Source organism: Albidovulum marisflavi, assembly GCF_025751435.1.
GTDB classification, from domain to species: Bacteria; Pseudomonadota; Alphaproteobacteria; order Rhodobacterales; family Rhodobacteraceae; genus Albidovulum; species Albidovulum marisflavi.
Map to the genome: position 1 here is coordinate 268,436 of NZ_JAOWKY010000004.1, position 20,241 is coordinate 288,676.

Annotated in this window: 20 protein-coding genes; 8 read left to right on the forward strand and 12 right to left on the reverse strand. The window is 63.3% G+C overall.

Going from position 1 to position 20,241, the window contains the following annotated elements:
- Positions 1 to 2 precede the first annotated feature (2 nt).
- From gph to OEW28_RS15280, 7 genes are all read right to left on the reverse strand, one after another.
- A complete protein-coding gene (gene gph, locus OEW28_RS15250) occupies positions 3 to 656 on the reverse strand; it encodes a phosphoglycolate phosphatase (protein WP_412174809.1) in 654 nt (217 codons plus the stop codon).
- 5 nt (positions 657 to 661) lie between these two features.
- The gene (locus tag OEW28_RS15255; protein WP_263735655.1) at positions 662 to 1,213 is read right to left on the reverse strand and encodes a thioredoxin family protein; all 552 of its coding nucleotides are present in this window, start codon (positions 1,211 to 1,213) and stop codon (positions 662 to 664) included.
- A 10-nt stretch (positions 1,214 to 1,223) separates the two neighbouring features.
- Positions 1,224 to 1,916: a ribulose-phosphate 3-epimerase gene (gene rpe, locus OEW28_RS15260; RefSeq protein ID WP_263735656.1), complete on the reverse strand. Its 693-nt coding sequence runs from the start codon at positions 1,914 to 1,916 to the stop codon at positions 1,224 to 1,226.
- A 137-nt stretch (positions 1,917 to 2,053) separates the two neighbouring features.
- On the reverse strand, positions 2,054 to 3,223 hold the full coding sequence (gene nagA / locus OEW28_RS15265) for an N-acetylglucosamine-6-phosphate deacetylase (RefSeq protein ID WP_263735657.1): 1,170 nt from the start codon (positions 3,221 to 3,223) through the stop codon (positions 2,054 to 2,056).
- Positions 3,220 to 4,245, reverse strand: a complete 1,026-nt coding sequence (locus OEW28_RS15270; RefSeq protein ID WP_263735658.1) for an SIS domain-containing protein — start codon at positions 4,243 to 4,245, stop codon at positions 3,220 to 3,222. The genes nagA and OEW28_RS15270 overlap by 4 nt, the downstream gene beginning before the upstream one ends.
- On the reverse strand, positions 4,242 to 5,006 hold the full coding sequence (locus tag OEW28_RS15275; protein WP_263735659.1) for a GntR family transcriptional regulator: 765 nt from the start codon (positions 5,004 to 5,006) through the stop codon (positions 4,242 to 4,244). Before OEW28_RS15275 ends, OEW28_RS15270 begins: the two co-directional genes overlap by 4 nt.
- Positions 5,003 to 5,875 carry a glucosamine kinase nucleotide-binding domain-containing protein gene (locus OEW28_RS15280; RefSeq protein WP_263735660.1) on the reverse strand — a complete coding sequence of 291 codons (873 nt, stop codon included), beginning with the start codon at positions 5,873 to 5,875 and terminating at the stop codon, positions 5,003 to 5,005. Before OEW28_RS15280 ends, OEW28_RS15275 begins: the two co-directional genes overlap by 4 nt.
- 156 nt (positions 5,876 to 6,031) lie before the next feature.
- Here OEW28_RS15280 and OEW28_RS15285 point away from each other — a divergent pair, with 156 nt between their 5' ends.
- From OEW28_RS15285 to OEW28_RS15320, 8 genes are all read left to right on the forward strand, one after another.
- Positions 6,032 to 6,964, forward strand: coding sequence for an N-acetylmuramic acid 6-phosphate etherase (locus OEW28_RS15285; RefSeq protein ID WP_263735661.1), 933 nt, complete (start codon positions 6,032 to 6,034; stop codon positions 6,962 to 6,964).
- Positions 6,964 to 8,217 (forward strand): ABC transporter substrate-binding protein, encoded by a 1,254-nt coding sequence (locus OEW28_RS15290; RefSeq protein ID WP_263735662.1) that lies wholly within the window; start codon positions 6,964 to 6,966, stop codon positions 8,215 to 8,217. The genes OEW28_RS15285 and OEW28_RS15290 overlap by 1 nt, the downstream gene beginning before the upstream one ends.
- A gap of 89 nt (positions 8,218 to 8,306) precedes the next feature.
- A complete protein-coding gene (locus tag OEW28_RS15295; protein ID WP_263735663.1) occupies positions 8,307 to 9,218 on the forward strand; it encodes a carbohydrate ABC transporter permease in 912 nt (303 codons plus the stop codon).
- A gap of 9 nt (positions 9,219 to 9,227) precedes the next feature.
- The gene (locus OEW28_RS15300) at positions 9,228 to 10,067 is read left to right on the forward strand and encodes a carbohydrate ABC transporter permease (protein ID WP_263735664.1); all 840 of its coding nucleotides are present in this window, start codon (positions 9,228 to 9,230) and stop codon (positions 10,065 to 10,067) included.
- Positions 10,064 to 11,098 carry a Gfo/Idh/MocA family protein gene (locus OEW28_RS15305; RefSeq protein ID WP_263735665.1) on the forward strand — a complete coding sequence of 345 codons (1,035 nt, stop codon included), beginning with the start codon at positions 10,064 to 10,066 and terminating at the stop codon, positions 11,096 to 11,098. Before OEW28_RS15300 ends, OEW28_RS15305 begins: the two co-directional genes overlap by 4 nt.
- Positions 11,095 to 12,093 carry an ABC transporter ATP-binding protein gene (locus OEW28_RS15310; protein ID WP_263735666.1) on the forward strand — a complete coding sequence of 333 codons (999 nt, stop codon included), beginning with the start codon at positions 11,095 to 11,097 and terminating at the stop codon, positions 12,091 to 12,093. Before OEW28_RS15305 ends, OEW28_RS15310 begins: the two co-directional genes overlap by 4 nt.
- Positions 12,094 to 12,136: 43 nt before the next feature.
- Positions 12,137 to 13,693 carry a glutamine-hydrolyzing GMP synthase gene (guaA, locus tag OEW28_RS15315; protein ID WP_263735667.1) on the forward strand — a complete coding sequence of 519 codons (1,557 nt, stop codon included), beginning with the start codon at positions 12,137 to 12,139 and terminating at the stop codon, positions 13,691 to 13,693.
- A 315-nt stretch (positions 13,694 to 14,008) separates the two neighbouring features.
- On the forward strand, positions 14,009 to 14,311 hold the full coding sequence (locus OEW28_RS15320; RefSeq protein WP_263735668.1) for a hypothetical protein: 303 nt from the start codon (positions 14,009 to 14,011) through the stop codon (positions 14,309 to 14,311).
- Positions 14,312 to 14,368: 57 nt separating this feature from the next.
- Here the strand turns inward: OEW28_RS15320 and pepT are convergent, their stop codons facing one another.
- The 5 genes from pepT to trkA all read right to left on the reverse strand — a co-directional run bounded on the left by pepT (position 14,369) and on the right by trkA (position 20,206).
- Positions 14,369 to 15,610, reverse strand: coding sequence for a peptidase T (pepT, locus tag OEW28_RS15325; RefSeq protein WP_263735669.1), 1,242 nt, complete (start codon positions 15,608 to 15,610; stop codon positions 14,369 to 14,371).
- A 26-nt stretch (positions 15,611 to 15,636) separates the two neighbouring features.
- Positions 15,637 to 16,938 carry a GTPase HflX gene (hflX, locus tag OEW28_RS15330; protein ID WP_263735670.1) on the reverse strand — a complete coding sequence of 434 codons (1,302 nt, stop codon included), beginning with the start codon at positions 16,936 to 16,938 and terminating at the stop codon, positions 15,637 to 15,639.
- Between the two features lie 11 nt (positions 16,939 to 16,949).
- The gene (hfq, locus tag OEW28_RS15335; protein ID WP_107323454.1) at positions 16,950 to 17,183 is read right to left on the reverse strand and encodes an RNA chaperone Hfq; all 234 of its coding nucleotides are present in this window, start codon (positions 17,181 to 17,183) and stop codon (positions 16,950 to 16,952) included.
- A 125-nt stretch (positions 17,184 to 17,308) separates the two neighbouring features.
- On the reverse strand, positions 17,309 to 18,826 hold the full coding sequence (locus OEW28_RS15340; protein ID WP_263735671.1) for a TrkH family potassium uptake protein: 1,518 nt from the start codon (positions 18,824 to 18,826) through the stop codon (positions 17,309 to 17,311).
- Positions 18,827 to 18,829: 3 nt separating this feature from the next.
- Complete coding sequence (gene trkA / locus OEW28_RS15345; RefSeq protein WP_263735672.1) at positions 18,830 to 20,206, reverse strand: Trk system potassium transporter TrkA; 1,377 nt, start codon at positions 20,204 to 20,206, stop codon at positions 18,830 to 18,832.
- Between the last annotated feature and the right edge of the window lie 35 nt (positions 20,207 to 20,241).

The following is a 20,241-nucleotide window of genomic DNA, read 5'->3' on the forward strand; positions in this document are numbered from 1 at the left end:
TGTTAACGCCCGGCCGACAGATCCTGAATGATAGCCGGCAGTTCGTCGAAATGGAAAAACTCTGCGGCAAAGCTGATTTCATCCTTCGGAACGCGCAGATAGCCTTCGGTGTAGAGCACGAATGCCATGCCGGCTGCCTGGGCCGTTGCCGCGTCAACCTCGCTGTCGCCGACAAATATCGCTTTGGTGCCCAGGGCGTCGCGGGCGGCAAGCAAAGGCTCCGGCGCAGGCTTCTTCTGGGGCAGGCTGTCGCCAGCTATGATGGCATCAAACCGGTCAAGCAGGTCAAGCGACCTAAGAACGGCATTTGTGGCGCCGTTGGGCTTGTTCGTGCAGATTCCCAGCCGATGCCCCTTGTTCCGAAGAGTTTCAAGGGCCTCGATCACGCCGGGAAAGACGACGGTTTCGACCGCGGCGTGGGCTGAATAATCGGCGCTGACACGCGCGGCCAGCTCGGCGTGGCGACTTTCGTCGATGCCGCATTCCTTCATCACACGCGCAACCAGAACCGGCAGGCCGTTCCCGACGAACCCTTGAACCGTTGACCGCGAAAGTGGCGCCAGCCCTTCTTCGGCCAACATCCGGTTCACAGCCGCCTGGATGTCCGGCACGGAGTCCAGCAGCGTGCCATCCAGATCGAAAATGACCGAGGGCAGGGCGGTCAGGTCCGCCATTTGATAGAGCACCCCATCGAGGCGACCTGTTCCCGCGGCCCCTCGCCGGTTTCTGCCACAAGCTTCATGGCTTCGAACAGTTCACGCCGGGCATCCGGGGACGCGGCCTGCCGGCCCGAGGCATCAAGCCGGCCGCGATACTGCAGTTCACCGGCCGCGTTGAAGCCAAAGAAATCAGGCGTGCAGGCGGCGTCATAGGCCCGCGCCACGTCCTGCGTTTCGTCGTGAAGATAGGGAAACGTAAATCCTTCGGAGTCCGCCAGCGCGCGCATGTTTGCGAAACTGTCGTCGGGGTAGGCGGTCGCGTCGTTCGCGCATATCGCTGCCACGCCGATGCCAAGTGACTGAAGCTCACGAGCGTCGCGCAGGATCCGGTCAAGAACGGAACGGACATAGGGGCAATGGTTGCAGATGAACATGATCAGCGCACCCTTCGGGCCGGCTATGTCCTTCAGCGACCAATTCCGCCCGTCGGTTCCGGGCAGGGTGAAGTCCGGTGCTTTCCAGCCGAAATTGCAGACGGGAGGGCTGACGGCCATGATCTTCTCCTCAGGCTTGCGCGGCGGTCGCCGCGGCGCGGATGGCGGCTATATTCTGGCCGTAGACTTCCGGTTTGTCGACCGAACCGCCCGAAAACACGCCCGAACCCGCGACAAGCACGTCCGCGCCCGCGGCGGTGACCAGCGGCGCGGTTTCGGATGTGATACCACCGTCGATCTCGATGTGGATGGGGCGATCGCCGATCATCTTGCGAAAGGAACGGATCTTATCCAATTGAGAATGAATGAATTTTTGTCCGCCGAATCCGGGGTTCACCGTCATCACGCAGATCACGTCCACCATATCCAGCAGGTCAGCCGCCGCTGCTGCCGGCGTACCAGGGTTCAGAGCAAGGCCCGATTTTTTTCCTGTTGCGCGAATGGCTTGTAGCGTGCGGTGAATGTGGGGCCCAGCCTCGACATGCGCTGTGATCACGTCCGCACCGGCCTCGGCAAAGGCATTTATGTAGGGGTCGACTGGCGCGATCATCAGGTGCACGTCCATGACAGTCTTGATATGCGGCCGGATCGCCTTGCACATGGCGGGCCCGAACGTCAGGTTCGGCACGAAATGTCCATCCATGACATCCACATGAACCCAGTCGGCGCCTTGGGCTTCGATGGCGCGGATTTCCTGGCCGAAGTTCGCGAAATCTGCGGACAGGATCGATGGAGCGATCTTTATGGTGCGGTCGAAGGGCATGCGATCTCCGAGGCTGAGGGTGGGCGCAAGACGTGTAACCGTGTAGACCGCAACGGTCCAGCGATGTTTAGTTCGTCTGGCTTCCCTTGGTTTACATAATACCGATTATCGGATAACCGGATGCACACATCTGGCTGTCAAGCAGTTGCCCCTGCCGCTGGCGCAAGGTCCAGCCGAACTCCTCTGCGCCATACTCCGGCAAGATGCAGGCCCTGATCAAGGAACACGAAATCCGCTGAGCGTCCCGGCGACAGATGCCCGCATCGGTCATGCAGTCCGGCAACGCCCGCCGGAACCGAGGTCGCCATCGCCAGTGCGCGATCCAGCGGCAAACCGACATCGCGTGTCATGACCCTGAGCGCGCCGGCGAGATCCAGGTCGGCACCGGCAAGCGTTCCGTCCTCAAGCGTCAGCCGGCCGTCATTGCGCAGGATCTGCCGACCGTTGAGCGTGAATCGAACGATCCCGGATCCTGCGGTCGCCATCGCGTCCGAGACCAGGAAGATCTGCCCCGGACCTCGCTTGGCCGCCAATGCCGCACGGATGACTGCCGGATGCGCATGAATGCCATCAGCGATCAATCCCGCGCTTAGCCCGCCGCAATCCAGTGCGGCTCCGACAAGGCCCGGATTGCGGCTGCCAAGCTGGCTCATGGCGTTGAACAGGTGCGTTGCCACCCTAGCCCCTGCCCCGACCGCCACCAGACAGGTGTCATAGTCCGCGTCCGTGTGGCCCAAAGACACGATGATGCCCGCCGCGCAAAGCGCCCTGATCTGTTCCGGTTTCACGGACTCGGGTGCGACCGTCACCATAAGACGCGGCAATCGACGCGCGGCATCGGCAAGGAAGCCTACATCTGCGCCCTCCATCGGGCGGATCAGGCGTGGGTCGTGCGCACCCTTGCGCGCAATCGAAAGGTGCGGCCCTTCCAGATGAAGTCCAGCGATCCCTGGCACAGCCGCCGCCACCGCGGCCTCGGTCGCCTTGACAGCGGCTCGGGTCTTCTCGGGCGTGTCCGTGATCAGTGTCGGGAAGATCGTGGTGGCGCCAAGACCGCCATGCGCCTTGCCCATGCGCTCAAGGGTTTCAACCGTCGGCGCATCGTTCAGCATCACGCCGTCACCGCCATTCAGTTGAAGATCGACGAAGCCGGGGGCGATCGTGCCCTGCCCCAGGTCGACGTGTTTGGCATCGCAGGGGGCGGCCGGTGCGATCCCGACGACGTGGCCGTCCTGGACGATCAAGGCGCCGGGGCCAAGATGCTCTCCGTCGAAGATGCGCGCGGCCGTGTATGCGATCGTCGTCATAGCGTCTGGGTCACCTTGTTCAGATGGCGTGGCGTGTCCGGATTGACGCCACGCGAACGTGCCACCTGTTCAACCATGGCGTAGAAGCTGACGATCAGCGCGATCGGGTCTGTCAGCGGGTGATCGGTACGAACAAACGGAAGCGGCGTCGCCTTTCGTGCGCGGTCCGAAGTTGCGAAGACGCGTGCGCCCTTCCCCGCCAACGCGTCCGCGACCTCTACCACGCTTTCTTGCGCCGCGTCGGCGGCGGTCAGGGCCAGCACAGGGAAGTCCGCACCCACGATCGACACCGGACCATGCAGAACTTCGGCCGATGAATAGCTTTCGGCGTGGATCTGGCAGGTTTCCTTGAATTTAAGCGCCGCCTCGCCGGAAATCGCGAAGGATGGCCCGCGCCCGATCGTGTAAAGTGAGCCGGCTTCGCGCATCACCTCGGCCAGCGGCGACCAGTCGGTGCGCGCCGCAGCGTCAAGCTGCGCGGGAAGGTTGGCAATCGCGGCGCGCAGACGCGCGTCGCCGGCCCATTCAGCGATCATCGCCAGACCCGCGACGGCCGAAGTGACGAAGGTCTTCGTCGCCGCGACGGAAAGCTCGGCTCCTGCGTGAATGTCCAGTATCGCCTCCGCGGCCTCGCACAGGGGGGAACTGAGGTTGTTCGTCACCGCCACCGTAAGCGCCCCCGCCTGGCGCGCGGCGCTGGTCAGCTGCACGATGTCGGGGCTTTTCCCGGATTGCGAAACCGACAGGCATAGCGCCCCCCCAAGCTTCAGGCGCGCGCCATAGATCGAGGCGATCGAAGGACCAAGCGAGGCGACGGGAAGCCCAAGCGTCAGTTCGGCAGCATATTTAAGGTAGGTGCAGGCGTGATCCGAGGACCCGCGCGCAATCGTCGCGATATAGGCCGGATCAAGGTCGCGCGCGGATTTGGCCGTGGCACGGATCGCGGGACCGCCCTTGTCCAAGAGCCGCGCCACCGCTTCGGGGATCTCCAACAGCTCGCGCTGCATCTGGCTTGTGGTCATGCGCCTTGCTCCGGGATGCGAAGTTCGGCGACAAAATCGTAGGCGTCGCCGCGATATAGCGAACGGGTGAACTCTGCCACCCGGCCCTCCGGCAGATAGGATATCCGCTCGATCCGCAGACCGGCGGCGCCGGCCGGCAGGCCCAGAAGGGCGGCGTCGGCTTCGGTCAGGTTAACGGCGGAGATCTTCTGGATGGCGCGAACGGGTCGAACCCCCGCCTGCGCCAGCACTTCGTAAAGTGAATGACTGACAGCCAGCGGGTTCGGCAGGATGTCAGGGGGAAGCGAGGCGCGCTCAACCGCCATCGGTCGACCGTCCGCCAACCGCAGACGCGCCAGCCGCGCGACCTGGTCGTCAGATCCCAGTCCCAGTGTCAGCACCTCATCGGGCGACGGCAGGAAAAGGCCCCGCTCAAGCCAGTGAGAGGCCGATCCAAGCCCGCGCCGGGCCATGTCCTCGGTAAAGGATGTCAGGCGGGACAGTGACTGTTGGACACGCGGTCGGCCCGGCGCGATCGAGGACCCCGACCCTTGCCGTTGCACGACAAGGCCCTTGTCCACAAGCTCTGCGATCGCCTTGCGGACGGTGACACGCGACAGTTCCGTCAGCGCCGCGATTTCCCTTTCCGGCGGCAATGGCGTGTCCGGCGGCAGGATACCTTCGGTTACGCCGGCTTCGATCCTTTTGCGCAACTGAACGTAAAGCGGTCCGCCCGTGGGGCTTAGCCAGCGCTTGGGGTCCAGGTATTCGGCGATGGTCATGCCCCGCCCTCCCCTCGCCGCCTGGCAAGCGCCAGCGCGCCGTCAAGCGATGTTCCCAAAGGCGCCTTTACCCTGGCCGAGAGATCGGCCCCAAGCCAATCCGCATAGGCGGGGCCAAGGCCGCCCATCAGGCAAAGCGGTTCGTCGTGGCGATGGTCAAGGGTGGTCAGGCATGCGCGGATATAGTCCGCGCCTTCCCGCATCAAGGACGCGCCCACCGTATCACCCGCCAAGGCCGAGGCGACGATGCGCGGTGCGAGGGTCGCAAAGTCCGCAGCGCTTGCCCCGGTCGAAAACAGCACGACATTGGCTGCGCTGTTCTCGTGCTCGGAAAGAAGATCCCGCGTCAGGTCGGAATGCGGGCGAAGCCCGTCGACCGCCAGCATCAACTCCTCAAGCAGTCGCCGGCCAAGACGGGCGCCTGAAGCCTGGTCTCCGATGGGCAGGCCCCAACCGCCCAGAACGCGGATCCCTGCGCCGGACTGACGCCCCACGAAGGATCCTGTGCCGATCGCCGCGACCGCCCCCCAGCGCGACCCAAGCGCACCGGCTATGGCGGTGGGCTGATCATCGGTGACCACCGCGTCGCGCAGGGGCAATGCCGCAGCCACGCGCGCTGACATCTCTGGCGTCATCACTCCGGCCAACCCGACATGCGCCAGGGCGTGGACCAGTTCGCCAGGATCAAGCCCCGCACGCCCCGCCAGATCGGCAATCAGCGCATTGACGGCGCGCATGGCGGCGTCGAAGCGCATGGCGTTCGCCGGTCCACCGCGCACCTCGATCCGCCGGTCGCCATCAACCAGCACGGCGCGGCTTGATGTGCCGCCGCCATCGATGCCGATGTACAGGTTGGGGCTCATAGTCATGAAGATACCTATATAATACCTATTGAGTTTATGAAAGTGAAAAACGGGCTTCCGGATTGCGGAAATCCCTAAATCTGTCGTGATTTCTCTGCGTACGACAAAAATTCTGGACAAAAGGTATTATATAGGTATCGTATTCGTGACAGGAGGATTCGAATGGCGCTGCCACGCACCGAGGACCTGCATCCGGACGCGACGGGCCTCGACACCTGTTCCGGGGTCGAGGCGCTGACGCGCCTGCTTTCGGGGCAATCAGAGGCCCTTTCTGTGGTCGCGCACGCGTTCCCCGCGATTGAAGTTGGTGCTGGGTTGATGGCGGACGCGCTGCGTGGCGACGGGCGCATCGTGTATGCCGGCGCGGGGTCGTCCGGACTGATGGCGATGGCGGATGCTCTTGAGTTGCCTGCAACCTTTGGCATCGACCCAGACAGGATCGAGATCCTGATGGCGGGCGGCCTGCCCCGTGACTCCAGAATGCCCGGCAGTTCTGAAGATGATGCCGCCTCTGCCGAGCGCGAAGCAGGCTTGATCCGACGCGGTGATGTCGTGGTTGCGGTCGCTGCGTCGGGTAGCACGCCCTACGCGCTGGCGGTCGCGAAAGCCGCCCGCGCGGGGGGCGCCAGCGTCATCGCGATCGCGAACAACGAAAACGCTCCGATCTTCGATCTGGCAGACGTTTCCATCTGCCTCGCGACGCCGCCCGAGGTGATCGCCGGATCCACCCGCATGGGTGCGGGTACGGCGCAGAAGGTGGCGCTGAACTTGATGTCGACTCTGATGGGCATCCGCCTGGGGCAGATTTACGACGGCATGATGGTTGGCCTTGTCGCCGACAACGCAAAACTGCGCGGACGGGCACGCGGCATCGTGGCGCGGATCGCGGGATGCGGCGCAGACGCGGCCGAGATGGCGCTTGCCGCCGCGGATGGTGCCGCGAAGCCCGCCGTCCTGATCGCCCGCGGAATGTCCCCCGATGCAGCGGCGCATGCCCTTCGCGAAAGCAACCAGAACCTCCGCGCCGCGCTTGCGCACATCAACAGCCCCGGCCGGAACACCCGACCTGACACGACCAACAAAGGGAGAGGATGATGACCAGAAGAACACTTGCCGGCCTGATGCTGACAACAGCCTTGCTGGGGACCGGCGCCGCGGCCCAGGACGTGACGCTGACGATCGAGAGCTGGCGCAACGACGACCTGTCGATCTGGCAGGACCAGATCATTCCCGCCTTCGAGGCCGCCAATCCCGGCATAAAGGTCGAGTTTACGCCCTCCGCCCCGGCGGAATACAACGCCGCGCTGAATTCTAAACTTGACGCGGGCACCGCGGGCGACCTGATCACCTGCCGCCCCTTCGACGCCTCGCTTGCGCTTTACGACGGGGGCAAGCTTGCCGACCTGTCCGACCTTGGGGCCATGGCCAACTTCTCGGACGTGGCCAAATCGGCGTGGCAGACGGACGACGGCGCCCACACATTCTGCGTGCCCATGGCATCCGTCATCCACGGATTCATCTACAACAAGGATGCCTTTGCCGAACTGGGGATCGAGCCGCCTGCGACAGTGGACGAATTCTTTGCCGTACTCGACAAGATCAAGGAGGACGGAACCTACATCCCGATGGCGATGGGTACCAACGACCAGTGGGAAGCGGCGACGATGGGCTACCAGAACATCGGCCCGAACTACTGGAAGGGCGAGGAAGGGCGCCGCGCCCTGATCGCAGGTAATCAGAAGCTGACGGATGAGCCTTGGGTGGAACCGTATCGCCAGCTCGCACGCTGGGGAGCGTATCTTGGCGACGGGTATGAGGCGCAGACCTATCCCGACAGCCAGAACCTGTTCACCTTGGGCCGTGCCGCGATCTACCCGGCCGGATCGTGGGAGATTTCGGGATTCAACGCGCAGGCCGATTTCGAGATGGGCGCCTTCCCGCCGCCAGTCGTGAACGCGGGCGATGAGTGCTACATCTCGGACCACACCGACATCGCGATCGGCCTCAACGCGGCAAGCCCCAACGCGGAAGCGGCCCGCACCTTCCTGGAATGGGTGGGCTCGGCCGAATTCGCCAGCCTCTACGCCAACGCCCTGCCCGGCTTCTTTTCGCTCAACTCCGCCCCGGTCGAGATGGCGGACCCGCTGGCGCAGGAGTTCGTGTCCTGGCGCGACAAATGCCAATCGACGATCAGATCGACCTACCAGATCCTGTCGCGCGGAACCCCGAACCTTGAGAACGAGACCTGGAACGCCTCTGCCAACGTGATCCGGGGGGCAGAGTCGCCAGAGGACGCGGCCGCGCGCCTGCAAGCCGGGCTCGCATCCTGGTACGGACCGCAGCAGTAAGGCCATAAACCGGCCGCCGCACGCGGCCCATGCAGGGGGCGCCATGCCCCCTGCCCCGACAAGGCGAAGCAGCGAAAGGAGCACAGGAAATGGCGACCCGTTCCCGCGCCCATGTCATCGTGTTCCTCGCGCCGGCGGTCCTTGTCTACACCGCGGTGATGATCTGGCCGCTTTTCAACACGCTCAGACTGGCGCTTTACACATCAGGCGAAGAAGGTCGCGTTTTCACGGGGCTTGCAAACTTTGCAACGCTTTTCGGCGATCCGCGCTGGTCCGGGGCGTTCTGGAACGCCTTGGGGAACAATTTCTGGTTCTTCTTCATCCACATGATCGTTCAAAATCCGATCGGCATCGCGCTGGCCGCGATCCTCAGCCATCCGCGGCTGCGCTTCGCCGCGCTTTACCGGTCAGCCATCTTCATCCCCACGATCCTGTCGTTCGTCATCGTGGGCTTCGCCTGGAAGCTGATCCTGTCGCCGATCTGGGGGATCGCCCCCTCGATGTTGGACGCGGTCGGGCTGAAATCTCTGTTCGCCCCGTGGCTTGGGCGCGAAAGCTCGGCTCTGACGACGCTGGCGTTGATTTCGGTCTGGCAGTTCGTCGGCATCCCGATGATGCTGATCTATGCGGCGTTGCTGTCCATTCCCGAAGAAATCCTCGAAGCGGGCGAGATTGACGGCATTACCGGATGGGCAGCCTTCTGGTGGATCAAGCTGCCGCTGATCCTGCCCTCGATAGGCATCATCTCGATCCTGACTTTCGTCGGCAATTTCAATGCTTTCGACCTGATCTATGCATCGCAGGGCGCGCTGGCCGGGCCGGATTTTTCGACTGACATCCTGGGCACTTTCCTTTACCGCACCTTCTTTGGCTTCCAGCTGCAGCTGGGCGACCCGCACATGGGATCGACCATCGCGACGGCCATGTTCGCGATCATCCTGGCGGGCGTATGCATCTATCTGTTCGCCATCCAGACGCGCATGCGGCGCTATCAGTTCTGAGGGAGTAGGATGCACAAGGCCCGCCACAACCCACTGAACTCGATTGCGGCGCATGCGGCGCTTCTGACCTGGACGGCGATCGCCCTGTTCCCTGTGGTCGTGATCCTGATCAACTCGTTCAAGACGCGCAAGGCGATCTTCCGTGAACCCCTTGCGCTGCCCTCGGCCGACAGCTTTTCGCTGGTCGGATACCAGACGGTCATGAGGCAGGGGGACTTCTTTCTGTACTTCCAGAACTCGATGATCGTCACCGTGGTCTCGCTGGCCTTCATCCTGCTTTTCGGCGCCATGGCAGCTTTCGCCCTCAGCGAATACCGGTTTCGAGGCAACGCGCTGATGGGGCTCTACCTGGCGCTTGGCATCATGATCCCGATCCGCATCGGAACCGTCGCGATCCTGGACCTTATGGTTCAGACCGGCCTTGTTAACACGCTGATGGCGCTGATCCTGGTATACACGGCGCAGGGGCTTCCGCTGGCTGTTTTCATCCTGTCCGAGTTCATGCGTCAGGTGTCCGACGACCTGAAGAACGCGGGGCGGATCGACGGGCTGAGTGAGTACCGGATATTCTTCCGTCTGGTTCTGCCGCTTGTCCGACCCGCCATGGCAACGGTCGCGGTGTTCAACATGATACCGATCTGGAACGACCTGTGGTTCCCGCTGATCCTGGCGCCGGGTGAGGCGACGAAGACGCTGACGCTTGGCTCTCAGGTGTTCATCGGCCAGTTCGTGACCGACTGGAACGCGGTGCTTTCCGCGCTCAGCCTGGCGATCCTGCCTGTGCTGATCCTCTACGTCATCTTCTCGCGGCAACTGATCCGCGGCATCACTTCGGGGGCGGTGAAATGAAAGTTCTGATCGCCGGGCTTGGAAATATGGGGAAAAGCCACGCGCTTGCCCATCACAACAACCCCGCCGCCGAGATCGTTTCTCTGGTGAACCGTAGCGCCGTCACCCTTCCGCCCGAGCTGCAATCCTATCCACTTTACAATGACTTCGATCAGGCGCTTGAAGCGACAAGGCCGGATGTCGCGGTCATCGCAACCTATTCCGACAGCCATGCCGATTATGCCTGCCGCGCGATCGAGGCGGGTGCCCACGTCTTCGTGGAAAAGCCCTTGGCAACGACGGTGTCGGACGCGCGCCGCGTCGTCGCTTGCGCGAAGACCCATGCGCGCAAGCTTGTCGTCGGTTACATCCTGCGCCACCATCCGTCCTGGCAGCGGCTGATCGCCGAAGCCCGTTCGCTTGGCGGGCCCTATGTGTTTCGCCTGAACCTGAACCAGCAATCCACCGGCGCGACCTGGGAAACGCACAAGTCGCTGATGCAGACCACGCCGCCCATCGTCGATTGTGGCGTCCACTACGTCGATGTGATGTGCCAGATCACCGATGCCAGGCCCGTACGCGTTCACGGCATGGGGCTGCGCCTGTCCGACGAGATTTCCCAGAACATGTACAATTACGGGCAGTTCCAGGTCGTCTTTGAAGACGGGTCCGTCGGCTGGTACGAGGCCGGCTGGGGCCCGATGATGTCCGAGGTCGCGTATTTCGTGAAGGACGTGATCTCGCCGGGCGGATCGGTCTCGATCCTGTCGGGGATGCACCCGGAAAGCGACAGCGTCGAGGGACATACCAAGGTTGGCGCGTTGCGCATCCACCGGGCCGACGGCAGCGACAGCGACGTGTCTTTCCCCGACGAACCGGGTCACCAGGCGCTGTGTGACGCCGAGCAGGAGTTCCTGCTGCGCGCGATTGCCGAGGACATTGACCTGACGCGTCACATGGAGGACGCGGTCGTCTCATTAGCCATCTGCCTGGCCGCGGACGAAAGTATCCGCACCGGACACGCCATTGACCTCACGGGACTCTGGAAATGACCGCACTAAAGCTTGAAAACGTACAGAAATCCTTTGGTGATATTCATGTCCTCAAGGACATAGACCTTGAAGTGGCGGAGCGGGAGTTCATTGTCTTCGTCGGCCCATCCGGCTGTGGCAAGTCCACACTGCTTCGCGTGATCGCGGGGTTGGAAGATGCAAGCGGCGGGCGCGTCATGATCGGCGGGCGCGATGTGACAAGAACACCCCCGGCCAAGCGCGGGATATCAATGGTATTTCAGTCCTACGCGCTTTATCCCCACCTCGACGTCGAGGGCAACATGGCGCTTGGACTGAGGCAGGCTGGCGAGGAGCGCAAGGTCATCGCAGAGCGCATCGCCACGGCGGCAAGCATGCTTTCGCTGGAACCCTACCTCAAGCGCAGGCCTGCCGAACTGTCCGGAGGTCAGCGGCAAAGGGTGGCGATCGGGCGTGCCATCGTGCGCAAGCCCGACCTTTTCCTGTTCGACGAACCGCTGTCGAACCTTGACGCGGCGCTGCGCATGGCCACGCGGGTGGAAATCGCGCGCCTTCATCGTGAACTTGGCGCGTGCATGGTCTATGTGACCCACGACCAGACCGAGGCGATGACGCTTGCCGACCGGATCGTCGTCCTGCGCGACGGTCGTATTGAACAGGTCGGCAGCCCCATGGAGCTTTACAACGATCCTGCAAACCAGTTCGTCGCAGGCTTTCTGGGATCACCGTCCATGAACTTCCTGGCGGCCGGTCCCCTCGGCGCACCGGGAGAGGTGCTGGGAATCCGGCCAGAGCATCTTGGTGTCGTGGCCCAGGGTCCGCTACGCGGCCGGATCAGCCATGTGGAAAGGCTGGGGGGCGATACGAACCTGCTGGTCACGACCCCGCAGGACGAGACGGTGACGGTCCGACTTTTCGGTCAGCACGATCACAGGATGGGCACGGAAATCGCACTGGATTTCGACCGCGCGCGCGCCTTGTCCTTCGATGCGGCGGGAAAGCGGCTTCGGCCCTGACTTGGCCCTTGCGCAAGCGCGGGAAGCCCCCTATTCCCCGGCCATGACACAGCATGACCGCCTTCTTATCATCGACTTCGGCAGCCAGGTGACGCAGCTGATTGCGCGCCGCCTGAGAGAGCTGAACGTCTACTGTGAAATCCACCCGTACCAGAACGTCACCGACGACTTCCTTCGGGAATTCGCACCGAAGGCGGTGATATTCTCGGGCGGCCCGGCCTCGGTCTTTGCCGACGGCGCGCCGATGCCGCCGAAGACAGTCTTCGATCTGGGTGTTCCGATCCTTGGTATCTGCTACGGCCAGCAGGTGATGATGCACTGCCTGGGCGGCAAGGTGGAGCGCGGCCACGGCACGGCTGAATTCGGACGCGCATTCGTCACCCCGAAAGGTGCCGCGTTGCATATCCTTGACGGCTGGTTCGCGGACGGCCGTGAACAGGTCTGGATGAGCCACGGCGACCACGTGAGTGCGATCGCCCCAGGGTTCGAGGTATATGGCACATCGCCCAACGCGCCCTTCGCGGTCACAGCCGATGTCGCGCGCAATTTCTACGCCGTGCAGTTCCACCCCGAGGTGCACCATACGCCGAAGGGCGCGAAGCTTTACGAGAATTTCGTCAAGCTCGCGGGCTTCAAGGGCGACTGGACCATGGGTGCCTATCGCGAAGAGGCGATCAGCAAGATCCGTGAGCAGGTCGGCGATCAGAAGGTGATCTGCGGGCTGTCGGGCGGCGTCGACAGTTCCGTCGCGGCGGTGCTGATCCACGAGGCGATCGGCGACCAGTTGACCTGCGTCTTCGTGGACCACGGCCTGTTGCGGCTGGGCGAGGCGGAGCAGGTCGTGACCATGTTCCGCGACCATTACAACATGACGCTGATCCATGCGGACGAAAGCGACCTTTTCCTTGGCGCGCTGGAGGGGGTTTCCGACCCTGAGGTCAAGCGCAAGACGATCGGCAAGCTCTTCATCGACGTGTTCCAGAAACACGCGAATGAGGTCGGCGGGGCGAAGTTCCTGGCGCAGGGGACGCTTTACCCGGACGTGATCGAAAGCGTGTCGTTCAGCGGCGGGCCTTCGGTCACGATCAAGAGCCATCACAACGTTGGCGGCCTGCCCGAGAAGATGGGGCTGAAGTTGGTCGAGCCCCTGCGGGAGCTTTTCAAGGACGAGGTCCGGGCCCTGGGCCGCGAACTAGGCCTGCCGCAAACGTTCATCGGCCGTCATCCCTTCCCCGGCCCCGGCCTTGCGATCCGTTGCCCGGGCGAGATCACCCGCGAAAAGCTGGACATCCTGCGCCAGGCGGATGCCGTCTACATCGACCAGATCCGCAAGCACGGGCTTTACGACGAGATCTGGCAGGCGTTTGCAGCGATCCTGCCCATGCGGACGGTGGGCGTGATGGGCGACGGGCGCACCTACGACTATGCGTTGGCGCTCCGTGCGGTGACGAGTGTCGACGGCATGACGGCCGACTACTACCCGTTCACCCACGACTTCCTTGGGGAAACCGCCACGCGGATCATCAACGAGGTCCAAGGTGTGAACCGCGTCTTCTACGACTGCACCTCGAAGCCGCCGGGAACGATCGAACTTGAATGACCGATGAAAAGCCCCGCGATGACGGGGCTTTTTCATGTCCGATGACAGGTTCCAGGACACCAGGACAGGCCCCCCGCCTGTCTTTCAGGCTTCACCGTTTCCGCCGGTGCAAGTGCGGGATGGTTATCCACAGGCGAAGTCATTGACGCCACGGTGAAACCCCTTGGCATGCGCCAAAAGTGGCGCAGACTTCGCCTGCCGCGTACATGGAGGGGCGAAAACCTGATATGCTGCACAAGCTGTCGAAGGCCGCGCGGGTGCGCGCGGGGCAGTTTCACGGCAATCGATCAAAGGGAGGCTTTGACGATGCATGTAATGATCCGCACATATTCCGGGAAAGGCGCGGTCGAACTGACCAAGTTGCTGATAGATCGCAAGAGCGAGGTTCAGACGCTGTTAGGCGGGGTTCAGGGGCTTGTCAGCTACGACATTGTCGAGACCGGCGATGGTTGCTTCACTGTGACCGTCTGCAAGGACAAGGCTGGGACCGACGAAAGCCTGAAGGTGGCCAAGGACTGGCTGAAGTCCAATACGGGCCATTTGGGATTGGCCGCGCCTCAGGTTTTGGAGGGCAAGTCCGTCGCACACATCGGCGCCACGGAGCGCGCGGCGGCCTAGAGACCCCGCAAGAGGATTCGAGGGGGCCATTCGCGGCCCCCTTGCCTTGCGCTTTTCCTATTTCGGCGATGCCGCCAATTCCACGAGCTTCAAACAGGTCATCGTCGACAATCCCATGTCCTGCACGGAAATCCACTCAAGCGGCCCGTGGATGTTCTGCATTCCGGTAAAGATGTTGGGGCACGGCACGCCGAGTTCGGTCAGCCGTGATCCGTCCGTGCCGCCGCGGGCGGGAACCGAGATCGGCTCAACCCCCATGGCGCGGGCGGCCTCGCGGGCAAGTTCGACCGGCCGCATGTCCTTTTCCAGCCAATAGCGCATGTTGCGGTACTGCGGGCGGACTTGGCAGGTGATTTCGGCGCGCGGCTCGGTGGCCGCGACGACGTCGCAGACCTGCTGCAGAAGAGCGCCCTTCGCGGCCAGTCCGTCCAGCTCAAAGTCGCGCAGGATGAACTTCATCATCGCTTCGGCCGCCGTGCCCTTCATCTCGTAGAGCATGATGAAGCCGTCCCGCCCGTCGGTGGTCTCAGGCGTCATCGAGGCGTGCGGCAGGGTCTGGGTGATCTTCGCGGCAAGGTGCAGCGCGTTCACCAGCTTGTCCTTGGCGGTTCCCGGGTGGATCGAAACCCCCTTGATCGTCACGATGGCGCCATCGGCCGAAAAGGTTTCGTACTCGATCTCGCCAACCGTTGCCCCGTCGAACGTATAAGCGAAGTCGGCGCCAAGGTCATCGGGCAGCCGCGCGTCAACGCCGCGGCCGATCTCTTCATCCGGGGTGAAGGCGATGCGGATCGGTCCGTGCGGAACCTCTGGATTGGCCAGCAGGTGACGTGCCGCGGTCATGATGATCGACACGCCCGCCTTGTCATCGGCGCCAAGCAGGGTCGTGCCACTGGCCGTGATGATGTCGTGGCCGTGCTTTTCGCCAAGGTGCGGAAACTCCTCCGGCGTCATCATCAGGCCCGGCGCATCCGGAAAGGTCACGGGGCCGCCGTTGTAGTTATGGATGACGCGCGGCTTCACCCCGGTGGCGTTGAAGGCCGGTGCCGTGTCCACATGCGCGACAAGCCCGATCACCGGTCCGTCCGCCGTGGCGGGGATGGTGGCCAGAACCGCGCCGTAATCGGTCAGTCTTACGTCCTTCGCGCCGATCTCGCCCAGTTCCTCAACCAGAAGGCGCTGGAGGACCAGTTGGATTTCGGTCGATGGCGCGCCCTCGCCCTCTTCGTCGCTTTGCGTGTCGATACCTGCGTAACGTACCAGGCGCTCTTCCAGTTCGCGGTCGAATTCGGTTCTCATGCCGGTCCTTTCCGGGGAAGGCCCCCCTACCCTTGCCGCATCCTGTCCAGTTCGGCGCGCTGTCGTTCCGTAAGCGCCACGGTCATTTCGTGTCCGTCTTCACGGTCACGCTCATCCTTGACCACGCCCTGTTCATGCAGCCAGGCGCGTGCGCGGCCTTCGTCATAGCCGATCGTCAGGGTTTCGACGGTGCGCTTTTCGTCAAGCGCCCCCGACACCGCGTCCAGCAAAGCGCCTAGTCCCTCGCCTGTCAGGGCGCTGACCGTGTGAATTCCGGGGGTGCGGGCGTCCTGCACCAGAAGGGCCGCGCGCTGATCCGGGGTTAAAAGGTCGATCTTGTTCCAGACCTCGAAGACCGGAACATCCTCGTCCACGCCCAGGCTCTCCAGAATGTCCTGGACGTCAGCGGCCTGTTCCTCGGTCTCCGGGTGGGCAATGTCGCGGACATGCAGAATCAGGTCCGCTTCCAGGACCTCTTCCAGCGTCGCGCGAAAGGCCGCGACAAGCTGCGTCGGCAGGTCCGAGATGAATCCGACCGTGTCCGAAAGGATCACCTTCTTGCCCGAAGGAAGCGTCACCCCGCGCATGGTGGGATCAAGCGTGGCAAAGAGCATGTCCTTCGCCAGAACATCCGCCCCCGTCATGCGGTTGAAAAGCGTGGACTTTCCAGCGTTCGTGTAGCCCACCAGCGCGACGATCGGAAACGGGACCTTGCGCCGCGCGGCGCGGTGCAGTTCGCGCGTCTTGACCACCTTGCCCAACTGGCGGCGGATCTTGAGCACCTCTTCGTCGATCGCGCGCCGGTCGGCCTCGATCTGCGTCTCACCGGGCCCGCCCACGAAGCCCAGACCGCCGCGCTGACGTTCCAAGTGGGTCCAGGCGCGCACCAGCCGCGTTCGCTGATAGGACAGCGCTGCCAGTTCCACCTGCAATACGCCTTCGCGGGTATGCGCGCGATCGGCGAAGATTTCCAGGATCAGGCCGGTCCGGTCGAGAAGCTTGACCTCCCACTCCCTCTCGAGGTTGCGCTGCTGAACCGGCGTGACCGGGCCATCGACCAAAACCAGTTCGACCTCGTCGGACTGGATCCGCGCCTTGAGTTCTTCGATCTTGCCCGCGCCGAACAACATGCCGGGATGTGGCTTGGCCAGACGCACGACCTCGGCGCCCGTCACCTCAAGGTCGGGCAGCGCTGCGGCCAGGGAAACCGCCTCGGCCAACGCCAGATCAGGCGCGCGCCGGCGGCGTTCGGATTTAAGGTCAGGGTGCAGTACAAGAGCCCTGGTCGGCCCCTTCCTGGTGGTGCCGTTGTCGCCTTGTCCCGTCAAATCAAGTCCGCTCAGTCTTCGCCCTCGTACAGCGAGATCGGCTGCCCTGGCATGATGGTCGAAATCGCGTGCTTGTAGACAAGCTGCGATTGTCCGTCGCGGCGCAGAAGCACACAGAAATTATCGAACCACGTTATGACGCCCTGAAGCTTCACTCCGTTGATGAGGAAGATAGTGACCGGAACCTTGGTCTTCCTGACGTGGTTCAGAAATGCGTCCTGCAAATTCTGTTTGTCGGCAGCCATTTTGTTTATCGCCTTCTATCCGTGCGGGGTTGATCGCCCCTCGGCGCTGCACCGGAGGCTTGCGATGAGTATGCGTATGTTTGGGAAACTTTCCAGCCCCCCGTCACCGCTTTTCTGACGCTGGGTCAATTGCGCCAGAAGTCGGGGTTCAAGAGCGCGATGATGGCAAGTGTCTCCAACCGTCCCAGCACCATGGCCGCCGCGACCACGGTCTTGGCCCAGGCGTCGAGCGTCGCCCAGTCGATCGGCGCGCTGCCGGCGACGTTGGCCAGCGGGCCGGTGGTGGACAACGCAGCCACGGACAGGATCGTCGTCTTCTCGAAATCGAGGCCCGAAAGCGAAAGCGCCAGCATCGTCACGGCGATGGACAGCGCAAAGAGCATGAAGAACACCCACGCCATCTGTGCGCCCTGACGGCGAAGCTTTCGCGCGACGGCCCCCGAGCCGCCGATGGAAGAGGGGTGAACCAGCCGCTCGACTTCGCGTTCCCCGTGGCGATAAAGCGCGTAGACACGCAACAGCTTGACCCCGCCTGCGGTGGTCGCGACGCCGCCGCCGATGACGGCAAGCCCTGCCAGGATCAGCCCCGGCGTAGCCAGTCCCGACCAGTTTCGTGCTTCTTCCCAACTGGCGGATTCGAAGCCTGTCGTGGTCAGGAAGGACAGCACGGTGAAAACGGCGCCCCATATCGCCAGCAGCGCCTGACCGATGCCCGGAACCTCGTCGATCTCAAGCGCGCCGATCCAGTGGCGCAGGAACAGCAGCGCGGGAAGCGTCACGATGAACAGCAGCCCGAAGCGCAGCTCGGGATCCTGAAACAGCCGTTGCGCGCCGACCTGCAGCTTGCCCGACGGGTAAAACCGGCGCGTCAGCGCCAGGAAAAGAAAGAGGAAGATCAGGATTTCACCGCCAGGACCCGAAGGCGCTGCGGCCATTCCCCCGACGGGTGAGATGCCCGAGGTCGCAAGCGTGGACATCGCATGGCAGGCCGCGATCAGCGAAGGGTCCCCGGCAAGGATCAGCACAATCCATAGGATGACGGTCAAGGCGACATAGACCGGCAAGATGCTGATGGAAGCCCGGGCCAGGCGCCCCCTGAGATCGACGACACGCAGGTTGAAGCCTGCTCCGGCCAACCCCGTTGCGCTGGCGCCACCCGCGCCCAGAACCTCGAACCCGCCCAGATTCATCGGCGCCAATACGGCGACGGCAGAGACCAGTATGATCGCTCCGCCCATCCACCCGGCCAGCGCGCGCCACAGGTGCACCGAAGGCGGCAGCCGGTCGGGCGCGAACAAGGTGGCACCGGTGGTGGTCAGAGACGAAACCATTTCCCACCAAGCATTCAGAAATGACGTGTCCGGAATCGCCTCGGATACCGGCACGGCCAGCATGAGCGGCAGAATCGTGAAACACCCCAGCAGCGTCAAAAGCTGCCCGCGGGGCGTGTCGTCCTGTCGGCCCGCCGCGGTCGCGAACCCGATCAGGGCGATCAGGATCAGAAACAGCGTGCCTGAATAGAAGAAGGCCCGCGCGACATGGTGGTCTCTGATGCTGATCGCGTGCAGCGCCGGCAAATACATCAAGAGCGCGCCGATCCCCATCAGCAGCACCAGAACCGGGACATTGCGCAGACGATGCATCGTTCAGAAGAAGTCGATGGAGACCTGGAGAAGCCGCTCCACCTCGGGCACGTCGCCCGTCATGCAGAACAGCGCGATGACATCGCCCTCCTCGATCTTGGTGTCGCCGGACGGTTTGACGACCCGGTCGCCTTTCATCAGCGCGCCGACCAGAACGCCCTCGGGGAATTCGACGTCGCGCAGCAGCCTGCCGGATATCGGCGAGGTCGAAAGAACCTGCGCCTCGATCAGTTCCGCCTCGCTGTCGCCGATCGAATAGATCGCGCGCACCCTGCCGTGCCGGATGTAACGCAGGATCGAGGATACGGTGGTCGCCCGCGGGTTGATGTAGGCGTCGATGTCCAGCGCCGCCATCAGAGGCGTCAACGTCGGATCGTTCACAAGAGCGATTGCCAGCTTGCACCCCACCTGTTTGGCGCGAACCGCGGCAAGGATGTTGGTCTTGTCGTCGTCGGTGACGGCCAGCACAGCGTCAGCCCGATCGATGTTGGCCTCGATCAGCAGTTCCATGTCCATGCCGTCGCCGTTCAGGACGATCGTGCGTTCCAGCATGTCGGCCGCGCGTTCCGCCTGGATGCGGTTGCGCTCGATCACCTTGGCGCGGACCCGATCGGTGCGCGCCTCAAGCGCGCGAGCGACGGCAAGGCCCACATTGCCGCCGCCGATGATGACGATGCGTTCCTGCTTCTTCGTCGTCTTGCCGAAGATTTCCAGCGTGCGGCCCACATCCTCGGAATGGGTGAAGACATAGATCTGATCGCCGGCGAAAAGCTGATCGCCGGGCTCGGGCGCAAACAGACGGCCATCGCGACGAATGCCCACCACGATCGCCCGAAGGGTCGAAAACAGGTCGGTCAGCTGTCTTAGCGGCGTGTTGAGGACCGGACACTCACCGTCAAGCGCGATCCCCAGAAGCTGCGCCCTGCCGTTCATGAAGCTTTCGGTGTCAAAGGTCGAAGGTGCGGCAAGCCGCTGCAGCGCCGCCTCGGCGACCTCGCGCTCCGGGCTGATCACGACATCGATGGGCAGGTGGTCGCGGCGATACAGGTCGGAATAGATGGCGTCCTGGTAGGACTGCGCGCGCAGTCGCGCCACCTTGCGCGTGATGCCGAAGATCGAGTGCGCGACCTGACAGGTGATCATGTTCACCTCGTCCGAATGGGTGGCGGCGATGATCATGTCCGCATCGCGCGCGCCCGCGCGATCCAACACGTCCGGATAGGACGCAAAGCCCGTGATGCCTTGAACGTCCAGCGTTTCGGTCGCGCGCCTTACCAGATCGGGATTGACGTCGACGACGGTGACATCGTTCTTTTCTCCGGAAAGCTGGCGGGCAATTTGCCAACCGACCTGGCCCGCGCCGCAGATGATGACCTTCATTCCCTCTGTTCCCTTTCAGGCCGCCGCTCTTGATA

Bases quoted from the DNA above. Each gene is read 5' to 3' on its own strand.
- OEW28_RS15255 (WP_263735655.1), bottom strand. From the start codon at position 1,213: ATGGCCGTCAGCCCTCCCGTCTGCAATTTCGGCTGGAAAGCACCGGAC.
- rpe (WP_263735656.1), bottom strand. From the start codon at position 1,916: ATGCCCTTCGACCGCACCATAAAGATCGCTCCATCGATCCTGTCCGCA.
- nagA (WP_263735657.1), bottom strand. From the start codon at position 3,223: ATGACGACGATCGCATACACGGCCGCGCGCATCTTCGACGGAGAGCAT.
- OEW28_RS15270 (WP_263735658.1), bottom strand. From the start codon at position 4,245: ATGACCACAAGCCAGATGCAGCGCGAGCTGTTGGAGATCCCCGAAGCG.
- OEW28_RS15275 (WP_263735659.1), bottom strand. From the start codon at position 5,006: ATGACCATCGCCGAATACCTGGACCCCAAGCGCTGGCTAAGCCCCACG.
- OEW28_RS15280 (WP_263735660.1), bottom strand. From the start codon at position 5,875: ATGACTATGAGCCCCAACCTGTACATCGGCATCGATGGCGGCGGCACA.
- OEW28_RS15285 (WP_263735661.1), top strand. From the start codon at position 6,032: ATGGCGCTGCCACGCACCGAGGACCTGCATCCGGACGCGACGGGCCTC.
- OEW28_RS15290 (WP_263735662.1), top strand. From the start codon at position 6,964: ATGACCAGAAGAACACTTGCCGGCCTGATGCTGACAACAGCCTTGCTG.
- OEW28_RS15295 (WP_263735663.1), top strand. From the start codon at position 8,307: ATGGCGACCCGTTCCCGCGCCCATGTCATCGTGTTCCTCGCGCCGGCG.
- OEW28_RS15300 (WP_263735664.1), top strand. From the start codon at position 9,228: ATGCACAAGGCCCGCCACAACCCACTGAACTCGATTGCGGCGCATGCG.
- OEW28_RS15305 (WP_263735665.1), top strand. From the start codon at position 10,064: ATGAAAGTTCTGATCGCCGGGCTTGGAAATATGGGGAAAAGCCACGCG.
- OEW28_RS15310 (WP_263735666.1), top strand. From the start codon at position 11,095: ATGACCGCACTAAAGCTTGAAAACGTACAGAAATCCTTTGGTGATATT.
- guaA (WP_263735667.1), top strand. From the start codon at position 12,137: ATGACACAGCATGACCGCCTTCTTATCATCGACTTCGGCAGCCAGGTG.
- OEW28_RS15320 (WP_263735668.1), top strand. From the start codon at position 14,009: ATGATCCGCACATATTCCGGGAAAGGCGCGGTCGAACTGACCAAGTTG.
- pepT (WP_263735669.1), bottom strand. From the start codon at position 15,610: ATGAGAACCGAATTCGACCGCGAACTGGAAGAGCGCCTGGTACGTTAC.
- hfq (WP_107323454.1), bottom strand. From the start codon at position 17,183: ATGGCTGCCGACAAACAGAATTTGCAGGACGCATTTCTGAACCACGTC.
- OEW28_RS15340 (WP_263735671.1), bottom strand. From the start codon at position 18,826: ATGCATCGTCTGCGCAATGTCCCGGTTCTGGTGCTGCTGATGGGGATC.
- trkA (WP_263735672.1), bottom strand. From the start codon at position 20,206: ATGAAGGTCATCATCTGCGGCGCGGGCCAGGTCGGTTGGCAAATTGCC.